This window comes from Arsenicibacter sp. R0_47, from assembly GCF_057652235.1.
In genome coordinates this window covers 450,265-463,556 of sequence record NZ_JBYFCJ010000002.1, presented here as the reverse complement: position 1 = coordinate 463,556, position 13,292 = coordinate 450,265, and the positions used below count along the sequence as shown (strand labels likewise).

The 13,292-nt window shown below is 55.0% G+C and carries 9 protein-coding genes; all 9 read left to right on the top strand.

The window, feature by feature from the left end:
• The first annotated feature begins 12 nt into the window (after positions 1-12).
• The 9 genes from AC23NW_RS05195 to AC23NW_RS05155 all read left to right on the top strand — a co-directional run bounded on the left by AC23NW_RS05195 (position 13) and on the right by AC23NW_RS05155 (position 13,274).
• Entirely contained in the window at positions 13-951 is a 939-nt protein-coding gene (locus AC23NW_RS05195; protein WP_487448134.1) for a D-2-hydroxyacid dehydrogenase, read from the top strand.
• Positions 952-986: 35 nt separating this feature from the next.
• Positions 987-2,171, top strand: coding sequence for an aldose epimerase family protein (locus tag AC23NW_RS05190; protein WP_487448133.1), 1,185 nt, complete (start codon positions 987-989; stop codon positions 2,169-2,171).
• A gap of 25 nt (positions 2,172-2,196) precedes the next feature.
• Entirely contained in the window at positions 2,197-3,330 is a 1,134-nt protein-coding gene (locus AC23NW_RS05185) for a cellulase family glycosylhydrolase (RefSeq protein ID WP_487448132.1), read from the top strand.
• 176 nt (positions 3,331-3,506) lie between these two features.
• The gene (locus AC23NW_RS05180; protein ID WP_293836864.1) at positions 3,507-4,484 is read left to right on the top strand and encodes a type I phosphomannose isomerase catalytic subunit; all 978 of its coding nucleotides are present in this window, start codon (positions 3,507-3,509) and stop codon (positions 4,482-4,484) included.
• 247 nt (positions 4,485-4,731) lie between these two features.
• The gene (locus AC23NW_RS05175) at positions 4,732-5,745 is read left to right on the top strand and encodes a FecR family protein (RefSeq protein WP_487448131.1); all 1,014 of its coding nucleotides are present in this window, start codon (positions 4,732-4,734) and stop codon (positions 5,743-5,745) included.
• 124 nt (positions 5,746-5,869) lie between these two features.
• Positions 5,870-9,262, top strand: a complete 3,393-nt coding sequence (locus AC23NW_RS05170) for a SusC/RagA family TonB-linked outer membrane protein (RefSeq protein WP_487448130.1) — start codon at positions 5,870-5,872, stop codon at positions 9,260-9,262.
• A 17-nt stretch (positions 9,263-9,279) separates the two neighbouring features.
• Complete coding sequence (locus AC23NW_RS05165; RefSeq protein ID WP_487448128.1) at positions 9,280-10,947, top strand: RagB/SusD family nutrient uptake outer membrane protein; 1,668 nt, start codon at positions 9,280-9,282, stop codon at positions 10,945-10,947.
• Positions 10,948-10,970: 23 nt separating this feature from the next.
• Positions 10,971-12,473, top strand: coding sequence for a sulfatase family protein (locus AC23NW_RS05160; protein WP_487448127.1), 1,503 nt, complete (start codon positions 10,971-10,973; stop codon positions 12,471-12,473).
• Between the two features lie 126 nt (positions 12,474-12,599).
• Entirely contained in the window at positions 12,600-13,274 is a 675-nt protein-coding gene (locus tag AC23NW_RS05155; RefSeq protein WP_487448126.1) for an RNA polymerase sigma factor, read from the top strand.
• Positions 13,275-13,292 lie beyond the last annotated feature (18 nt).

The following is a 13,292-nucleotide window of genomic DNA, read 5'->3' as shown; positions in this document are numbered from 1 at the left end:
TTGCCCATAACCATGCACATTTACATCACTTTCCGACTGCCTGACGCCGCCCGTGCGCTGGTAGCGGACACCTTGGGACCCGACGATGTTTGTATCTGGGGACAGGATCTGCCCGAAACGGAGCGAAAAGCGGCTTTTCTGCAAGCCGACGTGGTATTTGGCAAACCACCCGCCGACTGGCTTACCGAAAGTCAGCAACTGCGCTGGGTACAACTCTATTCGACCGGCTTTGACGATTACCTGCCGCTGTACCGGAGCGAACAACGGCCTGACATAACCATCACTAACCTGAAAGGCTTTTTTGCCCAGCCGGTTGCTGAATCGGCCATTGCCGGCCTGATGGCGCTGTATCGCCGGATTGACGAACTGGCGCGGCTTCAGGCAGAAAAAAAATGGGTTGGCGGGGCCATGCGGCCGACCATGCACCTGCTGCACCGGAAACACGTACTGGTGCTGGGAGCAGGCGCTATCGGTCAGGCGATTCAGCAGATTCTGAACGGCTTCGACTGTACGGTTACGTTTGTGCGCAACAGTCAGCCCCCTACCATGGCCGACCTTGATGCGCTGCTGCCGTATACCGATGTCGTCATCAGCGTGTTGCCGGAGACCGTTGGCACTACGGACGTTTTCAACGAATCACGGTTTGCCCTGCTGAAACCGTCGGCCGTGATTGTCAATGCCGGCCGTGGCTCCCTGATCAACGAAGATGCCCTCCTGACTGCGCTGCAAAGCGGTCAGCTGGCAGGGGCCGTCCTCGACGTTACCCGGACCGAGCCACTGCCCGCCGACAGCCCGCTCTGGCACTGCCCGAATGTGCTGCTGACACAGCATACCGGCGGCGGTTACGACGAAGAAGATATGGACAAACTAAGGGTATTCCTCAAAAATTTTGTCAAGTATAAAAAGGGACTGCCTTTAGACAACATTGTCGACTTTGACCGGGGATATTGAATACTGAAACTCAAAATCGATTAACACTAAACCCAATGCAAAAACTAATTGTCCCGATGGCCCTGGCTGCGATGCTGTACATAAGCGGTTGCCAGTCATCTAACAAAACCACGGAAGAAACGGCCTCGACCGACTCAACCCAAACCATTACTGCCTTGACAACCGCACAACTGCCGGATGCGAAAAATTTCGAAAGTGACATCGACGGCAAGAAGACCGCCTTGTATGTCCTGAAAAACAAGGACATGCAGGTAGCCATCACCAACTACGGCGGCCGCATCGTCGGGCTGCTGGTACCCGACAAAAACGGCAAGCCAACCGACGTAGTGATCGGCTTTAACAAAGTCGGTGACTACCAGAGCGCCGCCGAAGTGTTCTATGGCCCGATCATCGGCCGGTTTGGTAACCGGATTGCCAAAGGACACTTTACCCTCGACGGTAAGGAATACACACTGGCGACCAACAACGGCGCGAACCACCTGCACGGCGGCCCCGGTGGTTTCCATACACGGGTGTGGGATGCCAAACAGATCGACGACAAAACCCTGGAGCTGAGCTATGTCTCGAAAGACGGCGAAGAAGGTTACCCGGGCAATCTGACCGTTAAAGTCGTTTACTCGCTGACCGACGACAACGGCCTGAAAATCGACTACACGGCGACAACCGACAAAAATACGCCGGTGAACCTGACCAACCACGCCTTTTTCAACCTCAACGGCGAAGGCTCCGGTACGGTCAATAACCACCAGCTGACCCTGTTTGCCGACCGTTATTCGCCGGTAGACTCGACCCTGATCCCGATGGGCGATCCTGCACCGGTTGCCGGCACGCCATTTGATTTCCGCAAGCCAACAGCCATCGGTGCCCGCATCAGCGAGCAGAATGAGCAGCTGAAATTCGGCGGTGGCTACGATCATAACTTTGTGCTCAACAAAACCGGCAACGGCATGACCAAAGCCGCCGAAGTAATCGGTGACCAATCGGGCATCAAAATGGACGTAATGACAACCGAACCAGCGATTCAGTTCTACGGCGGTAACTTCATGGGCGGCAAAGACACCGGTAAGTACGGCAAGCCGTTCAACTACCGCGAGGCGTTGTGTCTGGAAACGCAACACTATCCGGATTCACCGAACAAACCATCCTACCCGACAACGATCCTGAAACCAGGGCAGACCTACCGTCAGACATCGGTATATCAGTTCTCAACGGTGAAGTAATCTTTCTTAACCTTTTCCCATTTTTATGAAACGCATATTGGTTTTACTGGCATTTGTATGCCTGACCCTATCCCAAACCTACGCCCAGCAAGGTCGCTGGACGGCCGAAAAAGCCAATGCGTGGTATGCAAAACAGCCGTTCCTGTTCGGCCCGAACTACAACCCGGCCAACGCCATTAATGAGCTGGAGATGTTCCAGGCCGAAACGTTTGACCCGAAAACCATCGACAAGGAGCTGGGCTGGGCTGAGGCAATGGGTGTGAACACGCTCCGTGTCTTTTTACATGACCTGCTCTGGCAACAGGATCCGGAAGGCTTCAAAAAACGCCTTGACCAGTTTCTGACCATTTGCCAGAAGCACAAAATCCGGCCGATGCTGGTCCTGTTCGACTCGTGCTGGGATCCATATCCGAAACTCGGCAAGCAGCGTGATCCGCAGCCGGGCATTCATAACTCAGGCTGGCTGCAAAGCCCGGGCGCTGCTGCGCTGACAGATGTCTCGCAGTATCCGCGTCTGGAAGCCTATGTAAAAGGCGTGATCGGCGCGTTTAAAAATGACCAGCGTATCCTGTTGTGGGATCTGTGGAACGAACCGGATAACACCAACAACAACAGCTACGGCGACGAAAACCTGAAGCAGGAGCCAAAAGGTAAGCCGGAGATTGTGACGCGTTTATTACCGGAAGTTTTCCGCTGGGCACGCGCCGCCGGTCCGGCACAACCCCTGACGTCGGGTGTCTGGATTCTGTGGGCTGGTCACGACTGGAGCAATCCGGCAAAATGGTCGGCTATGGAAAAAGTTCAGTTCGAAAACTCGGACATCATCACGTTCCACAACTACATGGAACTGCCGGCATTCGAAAAGTCGATCAAAGACCTGAAGAAACTGGGCCGCCCGGTAATCTGTACGGAGTTTATGGCACGGGGTGCGGGCAGTAAATTCCAGACGCACATGCCTGCCGCCAAACGCGAAAAAGTAGGTATGATCTGCTGGGGCTTCGTAGCCGGTAAAACACAGACCAACCTGCCGTGGGACAGCTGGCAAAAGCCGTACGTGAACCGTGAGCCGGCGGTCTGGCACCACGAAATTCTGCGTCCGGACGGTTCGCCGTATGATCCGGCCGAAGTCGCTGCCATCAAGCAGGCCATGGGTAAATAAGTCTCTGCCCGATTACCGACGGGGTGAACAGGGTGTTTTGGGTAAGCCAGACATCCCGTTCACCCCGTAATCATGTCTAATTTGGCCTTATCGGTCGAAATTCCGCCCTAATTCATCAACAATCCGTTTACTTTGCCGGTTAGTTGAGCAACCCATTTACTCAACGTCTATACGTTATGTTGTATCCGCTTACGTTTAAGACCATCTACAAGGACAAAATCTGGGGTGGCAACAAAATCAACACGATTCTCGGTAAAGATTTCTCTCCCCTGCCTAACTGCGGTGAGACCTGGGAAATTTCGGGGGTCGACGGCAATGTGTCCATTGTAAAAGACGGCGAACTGGCCGGCAAAAGCCTTCAGGAACTGCTCGAAACCTATCAGGATCAGCTTGTCGGCAAACACGTGTACGAGCGTTTCGGCAATACCTTCCCCCTGCTGGTTAAGTTCATCGATGCCAACGACGATCTGTCGATTCAGGTGCATCCGAACGATGCCCTGGCCAAAGAGCGCCACAACAGCTTCGGCAAAACCGAGATGTGGTACATCATCCAGGCCGACGAAGGCGCTACGCTGAATTCGGGTTTTAACCGGGAAGTCACGAAGGAAGAATACGTTCAGGCCGTTGACGACAATACAATCCAGGATATTCTGAATATCGAAGCGGCTAAGCCGGGCGATGTGTTTTTCCTGCCTGCCGGCCGGGTACACTACATCGGCAAGGGCCTGCTGCTGGCCGAAATCCAGCAAACGTCTGACATCACGTACCGGATTTATGACTTCGACCGGACCGACGATAAAGGGCAGAAACGCGAACTGCACACCGAACAGGCCGTCGATGCGATTGACTACCACTACTACGGCGACTACAAAACGCAGTACGAGAAGGTGCAGAACAAGAGCGTTAACGCCGTGGCCTGCGACTATTTCGTGACCAACGTGCTGAACTTTGATCAGGAGGTCCTGCACGATTATACCGACATCAACTCGTTTGTGATTCTGGTTTGTGTGGGCGGTGGTGTACAGATTCAGACTGAGCAAGGCTACAGCCTTAACCTCAAAACCGGCGAATGTGCCCTGATTCCGGCCGACGTACAACAAATCACCCTGATTCCGGAAGGCGACATGACGCTGCTGGAAAGCTACGTGCCTTAATCATCACCCTGTTTGAGTAAATATCAGCCAGTCAGTACCACGAAGGATACTGACTGGCTTTTTTATTCGGGACACCTTAGCAATCCGGCGTCCATCGCCCTCCCTGGATTCGGCGCATAACTCTATCCATTGGATCGGGTACCCGCAGTAATAGAATTTTTTTTTGATTTTTTTCAATAAAACCGATGAGATCCGACGATTATGTTTGTCTTATCCATGAGCAGACCGCTATGGGATGCCCGTTGGTATGGATTTTCAGCACAGCACAGTCACCGGTTTCGTTAAAAACCCGTCATTCCAGAAATGGGTAATCGACCCGGACGCCGATACAACGGCGTTCTGGGAGGGCTGGCTGTCCGCGAATCCCGACCAAAGCGCGGCCCTTCAGGAAGCCCGGCAGCTGATCCTTGACCTTCGCTTCGGCACCGACTATGCGGCCAACCAGGCTATGATCGAGGTCTGGCAGCAAATCCAGGCCCAAAAAACGGCGGAACCCGTTGTTTACCGGCAGCCTTTCCGCCAACGCAGTATGTTCCGGGTTGCCGCCGCCGTATCGGGCCTGCTCCTGATCGCTTACGCGGCCTATCACTATACCCGTCCTGAACTAATTACAACGATCTCAACCCGCTATGGAGAAACAAAAACTCTTTCACTGCCCGACGGATCCATCGTAACCCTGAATGCCAATTCGCACTTGTCCTTTCCGGCTACCTGGGACACAGACAAGCCCCGTGAGGTCTGGCTCGACGGCGAAGCCTATTTCCGCGTTCAGGAGAAAAAAGGCACCGGCCAGGCCAAATTCAGCGTACATGCAAAACCCGTTACAGTAGTAGTTGTCGGTACGGTGTTTAACGTGAAGCACCGCAAAAAACGGTCGCAGGTTGTCCTGGAATCGGGCAAGGTAAATCTGCTGGTTCAGCAGACGGGCCACCGCGAACAGCAGGTGTTCATGAAGCCCGGTGAGATGGCCGACGTCGGCGAGTCAGCGCCGGTACGCGTTCGCTCCGTCGATCCGGCCTCGTTTACGTCCTGGCAGTCGAATCAGCTGGTTTTCCGTAAAACCACGTTGCAGGAGATTGCCACGCAACTTGAGGAGACCTACGGGTATACGGTCACCTTTACGGATCCGGCGTTACCGGACAAACGGTTTTCAGGCAGCGTACCTGCACAACAGCCTGATCTTCTGCTCATGACATTGAGTAAACTGTATAATCTGAATATTTCAAAACAAAACAATCAGGTAACTATTTCCCCCCGATAACCGGACGCAGCCCTGGTAATCATCGGTTTGTAAAAGCAAAAGAGAAATAGTCTACTAAATCCATCTTGTATACCTTGTAATAGTTATGAGAAACTTTACCTGTAGAAAAAGTACCTGGCTCTTCATGGCATTTGCCATAACCAGTGCGCATGCGGAGGAGGCTCAACCGCTGGCCTTTCAGAAAGCAGGGGCACTGACCACCCTGGAACAGCCCCGTCAGAAGGCAGCGAAATCGCTGACAACTGTGTTGTCGCAACTGGGGAGCCATTACGGTGTCAGTATCAATTATGACAGCGATCTGCTGGAGGGCAAACTGATTAAATCGGGGGCTCCGGTGATGAAAACGCGGCAGGAAACCGAATTAGAGGCCAGTCTGACCTCCCTGCTTTCGCCGCTGGGTCTGCGGTACGAAAAACTCCGGACCGGCTTTTACCTCATTTTTGCCGAACGCGACCGGCGCCAGCCGAAGCCGGGCAGTACAGAATCGGGGCATGTGAGTCCGGTACCGGCAGCTGTGCAGGAAGCCCGCGTCCTTCAGGTGGGCGGAACCGTCACCGATGAAGACGGTCAGATGTTGCCGGGAGCCAGTATCATCGTAAAAGGCACCACCAACGGGACCGTTACCGATGCAACCGGCAAATACACCCTGTCGGTGCCGGATGCCAACGTAACGCTGGTCTTCTCATACATTGGCTATATCGCCCGTGAACTCCCGCTCAACGGGCAAGCCACCCTGTCGGTAAAGCTGGCAAAAGATGTAAAATCGCTGAACGAGGTGGTCGTCGTCGGGTACGGTACCCAGTCGAAAACCAACGTCATCGGGTCGATTGCCCAGCTCAACGGCGAGAAAATTAACACGCGGTCGGTGGGTCAGCTGTCGCAGGGGCTTACGGGCCAGTTGCCGGGCGTAACCGTCATCCAGCGCTCGGGGCAGCCGGGCAGCAGCGGTGGCAGCATCCAGATTCGCGGGGTCGGGTCGTTTGCGGCCTCAACGGCCCCGCTGATCCTTATCGACGGCATTCCGGCCAACTCGTTCAATAACGTTGATCCCAATGATGTCGAGTCGATTTCGGTCCTGAAAGATGCGTCATCGGCGGCTATCTACGGAGCGCGGGCCGCCAACGGCGTCATTCTGGTAACGACCAAAACCGGCAAACAGGGCAAAATGCGGATTACCTACAACGGCTACGTCGGTATTCAGAAAATGACCGCTACACCGCAGTTCGTTAGCTCCGCTGATTATGCGCGGCTCCTGAACGAGGCCGTCCCGAACTCGTACACCGACGCGCAGATCGCGCTTTTCCAGAACGGTACGGACCCGGACAATTACCCGAACAGCAACTTCATCGCCTCGACGCTGAAAAAGCAGGCCTCACAAACGGGCCATAACCTGAGCATTTCCGGCGGCACCGACAACACCCAGTACCTGCTGTCATTCGGCTTTCTGGGTCAGGCCGGCATCCTGGAGCGCAACAACTTTGACCGCTACAACGTCCGGCTGAACCTGACCAATCAGCTGTCGAAAAAGCTGAAACTGACCACCCGCCTGTCGGGTATTCAGTCGGAAGATCACCAGCCGGCGCCACCTGCCACGCTGGATTTTAACGACATGAGCGGAATCATCAGCAACACCATCCGGATGCCGTCGATTTACACGATCCGGTACAAAAACGGTGACTGGGGTACGGGGGTATCGAACAAGGGAACACCGGTTTCGTATTTACAGAACGACTCGTTTTATAAAGCAAAAAGCACGGATTTAGGCGCAAACCTCCGGTTAGATTACAAAATCATTCCGGATCTGACCTTTTCCGTTCTCGGCGGTTATACGCAGCTGAACCAGCGGGGCTCGCGCTTCCTGGCAGCACAACGGCTGAATGCAACCATTGCCCTGGGGCCGTCGTCGCTCAACGAAACCATTAGCAGCAATAATTACCGGACCCTTCAGGCCTTTGCCGACTACAAAACCAATATCGGTGACCATGAGTTCGGAGCACTGGCGGGTTACTCGTTCGAGACCGCGTTCAGCGAGTCGATGGCACTGGGCCGGAGCAACCTGCCCGGCAACTCGGTGACCGTTATCAACGCCGGTGATGCCAGCGCGCAGACAACCAGCGGCAGTGCCACCGAGTGGGCACTCGAATCGTATTTCGGCCGCGCGCAGTACAACTACCAGCGCAAATACCTGGTAGAAGGTGCGTTGCGGTTCGACGGATCATCGCGGTTCCCGAAAAACCAGAAATATGCCCTCTTCCCGTCGGTGGCCGTAGGCTGGCGTATTGGTCAGGAAAACTTCATTAAAAACAACCTGACGTGGGTGGATGAGCTGAAACTGCGCGCCTCGCATGGTACGCTGGGCAATCAGAACATCGGCTCGGATTATCCGTACCAGAACCTGCTCAACACCGGCTACAACTATCCGTTTGGCGGGATCATCAACACCGGTGTGGCCCGGACCACCATCACCGACACGACGCTGCACTGGGAATCGACCCAGACAACCGATGTGGGGCTGGAAGCCAGTTTCTTTAAGCGGTTGCTTAGTGTCAGTGCTACCTATTTCGATAAGTATACCTACGATATTCTCGTCAGTCCTGCTTCCAGCGTGGCGCAGGTACTCGGGTTTACGGTCGGGCAGAAAAACTCGGGCCGCCTGTCGAATAAGGGCTGGGAATTTACGCTCGAACACCGCCACAAGCTCGGCAATGTCAGCTACTCGGTCGGTACCAACCTGACCTACACCAAAAACACGGTGCTTGATCTGGGCGTCGGTAACGTAAAACAACCGAACGGGCTGGTCGGTAACGGCAGTGACCTGTTCATCGGCTATCCGCTGAACCTGTACTATGGCTACGTGGCCGACGGGTTGTTTACCAACCAGGACGATATCAACAGCTGGGCCAACCAGACCGCCATCGCCCCGAATCCGAAGCCCGGCGATATCCGCTATAAGGACATCAGCGGGCCCGACGGCAAACCGGACGGCAAGGTTGACGCGCAGTATGACCGCACCTTACTGGGCAGCACCATTCCGAAGTTCACGTACGGCATTAACCTGACGGCCAACTATAAAGGCTTTGACCTGGGCGTTTTATTCCAGGGCGTCGGCGGGGTAAGCGGGTACCTGAACAACTACGCAGGATGGGCTATTTTCCAGAACGGCAACATCCAGAAGTGGCAGATGGACGAGCGCTGGACAGCCGCCAACCCCGACCGGAATGCCGGCTATCCACGGCTGGAACTGATTTCCAACACCGGTACCAACAACACCCTTACGTCGTCGTTCTGGGTACTGAACGGCTCCTACCTCCGCCTCAAAAATGTGCAGCTTGGTTATACGATTCCATCGGTCCTGACCAAAAAGCTAAACATCGCGACGGTACGCGTCTATGCCAACGGCGAAAACCTGAAACTCTGGAGCAACTACCGCAAGGGCTGGGATCCGGAAATCAATACGGGCGGGGCCTATTATCCTATTATGTCCAATTACACGTTTGGCCTCAACGTAACCTTCTAACCTGATCGTTCACTGACATGAAAGCACTGATAAACAACATACGTACGGTTTCACTCGCGCTGTTGCTGGCAGGCACCAGCTCCCTGTGGTCCTGCAAAGACGAATTAGATAAAAGTCCGCTGAGTAACTTCGTTAACGAAACGTTCTGGACCAGCGAAAACAATGCCCTGCTTGCGCTCACGGGCGTATACCGGGGGAATATCCAGATGCTGGCCGCTCCTGCTACCGGGGCAGAATTTTCGGCAACCGACTGGTGGTCGTACCACGGCCTGATCATGCTCGACGTCGCGACCGACAATGCCTATGACCGGCGCGGGGATAACTCGGGCATCAACCAGCTGACCAACGGCAATCTGGTTGCCACCAATGCCTACCTGGGTAACTACTGGAGCGCCAGCTATTCGCGCATTGCCCGCTGCAACTACTTTCTGGAAAACGTAGCCAAAACACCGGTCGATGAGGCGAAAATCAAACGGATGATTGCGGAGACCCGGTTTATCCGCGCCTGTCAGTTTTTCTACCTCTCACAGACGTTCGGTTCAGTGCCTCTGGTAACCCGCACGCTGTCGCTGGACGAAGCCAATACCGTAACCAAAGCAACTAAGGCAGAGGTGCTTAAGTTTGCGACTGACGAATTTACCGCCGCGGCCGCCGATCTGCCACGGATGAAAGACCTGGCGGCTACCGAGCGGGGGCGCGCCACCAAGCAAGCCGCGCTGGCGTTTCTGGGCCGTGCGCAGCTGGCCGCCTACGCCTACAGTGACGCAGCAACAACCTACAAAACCATCATCGACTTCGGCGACAACTTCATCGATCCGAGCTACCCGAGTCTGTTCAACGGCACCAACGAGGCGAGCCGCGAGCTGGTGTTTGCCACCCAGTACGTGAAAGACCTCGCCCCGAATGCCATGGACCAGCATTTCTTCCCGGCCGTCAACGGGGGCTGGCACCTCTTTAATCCGCTGGGGAGTCTGGTTGAGTCGTATGAATTTACCGATGGCACGCCGTTTTCATTCACCGATCCCCGCTATTCGGTGACCGACCCGACGGCCAACCGTGATCCTCGGCTGCGCTACAACGTGCTGTTTAACCAGCAGACATTCCAGAATATCACCTACATTACCCACCCCGATTCGACCCGGTCGGTGGATCAGCTGACGACCACCAAACAGGCAACCCGTACCGGTTTCGGCCTGCGGAAGTACAACTGGGACGGCCTGACCGGCGATTTACAAAATTCCGGAATTGACCTGCCCATTATCCGCTATGCGGAAGTACTGCTCAGCTATCTGGAGGCCCGGCTGGAATCCGGAGCGGTTGATCAGGGATTACTCGACCAGACGATTAATGTCGTGCGGGGACGGCCGGGCGTGAATCTGCCCCGTGTAACGGTTACCAATCAGGCACAGCTCCGCACCATCCTCCGCCGCGAGCGCCGGAACGAATTAGCCTTTGAAGGTATCCGGCTATGGGATTTACAGCGCTGGAAAATTGCAGGGGATGTGTTAAAAGGCGATTTTTACGGAGCTGCGTTCCCGAATGCGAAAAACCTCCGCAAAAAGAACACCGCCACCAACGATCCGTATGGCCGCTGGTTTGTCACAACGAAAAACTTCCGGACCGGCACGGACGAAACGTGGCCGGTTCCGCAGAGTGAAGTCAATATTAACCCGAACCTGAAATAAGGTTTTCACACAAACCCAACTGCATGAAGCGTTACTTTTCAGCCCTTGCGCTCGCCGTTTTTGCGTTGAGCGTCCATGCCCAGCAAAAGCCGAACATCGTCATCATTTATGCCGATGACCTTGGTTATGGCGATGTCAGCTGTTACGGGGCCACCAAAATCAAAACCCCGAACATCGACCAGGTGGCCGCCGCCGGGTTGCGGTGCAGCAATGCCCATGCCACGGCAGCGACCTGTACGCCCTCGCGTTTTTCGATGCTGACCGGCCGCTATGCCTGGCGGAAGGCAGGCACCGGCATTGCTCCCGGCGATGCGGCCCTGCTGATCCCGACGGATAAGGTTACACTGCCGGGTGTGATGCAGCGGGCCGGTTACCAGACCGGTGTAGTCGGCAAATGGCACCTCGGCTTAGGACCGCAGGGTGGTCCGGACTGGAACCATGACATCAAGCCGGGGCCCCTCGAAATCGGGTTCAGCTATTCGTTCCTGATTCCCGCAACGGGCGACCGTGTACCGTGCGTGTATGTCGAAAACCACCGCGTCATCAACCTCGACCCGGCCGACCCGATTCAGGTCAGCTACGGGAAACCGATCGGCAATGAACCCACGGGTAAAGACCACCCTGAGCTGCTGAAAATGAAGTTTTCGCACGGGCATGATCAGACAATTGTAAACGGCGTCAGCCGGATTGGCTATATGACCGGCGGCAAAACCGCCCGCTGGGTCGATGAAGAAATGGCGGATGTGATTACCGGCAAGGCCAAAGCCTTTATTGAAGCGAACCGGAAAGGGCCGTTTTTCCTTTACTTCTCAACCCAGGACATCCACGTTCCCCGGATGCCGCACTCCCGGTTTGCCGGCAAAAGCGGCATGGGTCCCCGGGGCGATGCTATCCTGCAACTCGACTGGTGTGTGGGCGAGCTGATGAAAACACTGGATAAGCTGGGGCTGAAAGAAAACACCATGGTGATCATCAGCAGCGACAACGGACCGGTGGTCGATGATGGTTATCAGGATGAGGCAGTTACGAAACTGGGCGGGCATACACCGGCAGGACCACTGCGGGGCGGCAAATACAGTGCGTTTGATGCCGGTACGCGGGTGCCGTTCATCGTCCGGTGGCCGGGCAAGGTGAAACCGGGCACGTCGGATGCCCTGATCAGCCAGATTGATTTGCTGCATTCGTTTGCGGCGCTGACCGGCCAGAAACTGAGCCCGCAGGAGTCGGCCGACAGTTTCAACAGCCTGAATACACTGCTGGGTAAAGACCGGGCCGGACGGGCCTACGTGGTCGAACAGGCGCTGAACAATACCCTGTCGATTTTGAAAGGCAACTGGAAATACATCGAACCAAGCGACGGACCTGCCTATCAGAAAGTGACCAGCATGGAATTAGGAAATCTGCCTGAGCCGCAGTTATACGACCTGAAAGCCGATATCGGCGAACGCACCAACGTGGCCGGTAAACACCCGGAAGTGGTTGCGGAGCTGACAAAGCTGCTTCAGGCAGTACGGGATAAGCAGTAGGTTCCTGACCATCCACATAACGCTCTGCTTCAGGCTGTTTGCCTGAAGCAGATTTTGCATATACGGGACAGTACGAATTGACCGGAGTTTTACTTTTTACGTATGCCATTTGCACGTCAAACGAAGATGACAGCACGTTTAACTGACAGTTACCAGGAGGGGTCACCCGTACCGACGGACCGCCTTACCGAACCGGAGAACGAACACCGGAGCGCTGCCGATCAGGCCGATGCCTTGCTGTGGCAGGAGATGCAGGCAGGTTCGGAACGGGCCTATGCGCTGCTGTACCGGCGCTATTTCAGCCTGTTATACCGGTATGGCCTGCACCTCAATCCCGATGAAGATGTGGTCAAAGACTGCATCCAGGATTTGTTTCTTTACCTCTGGAACCACCACGATACGCTGACCGGTGTTACGCTCGTAAAACCGTATCTGCTGCGGGCACTTAAAAGCCGGCTGCTCAATGTGTTTTCGAAAAATGCACGGTTCGACCTTCTGACAAGTGACGAAACAGTGAGTGAGCTGGAAAGCACCCGTTCGGCCGAACAGGAGCTGATTGATCTGCAGATTTCGCAGGAACAGCAGGACGCCATTGTCCGCGCCCTCGACAAACTTACGGGCCGGCAGAAAGAAGCCGTGATGCTTAAATTTTACAGTAACCGCCGGAATGAAGAAATTGCGGCCGAAATGGCCATTTCGCTGGATGCCGTCTACAACCTTATCTATCAGGCCATTGGCCGGCTACGCAGCAATGTGGAGAAAGTCTATGGTATCGTTCTGATTCTCTGGAATATGTTTTAGGCAGGTGCTCCAAAACAA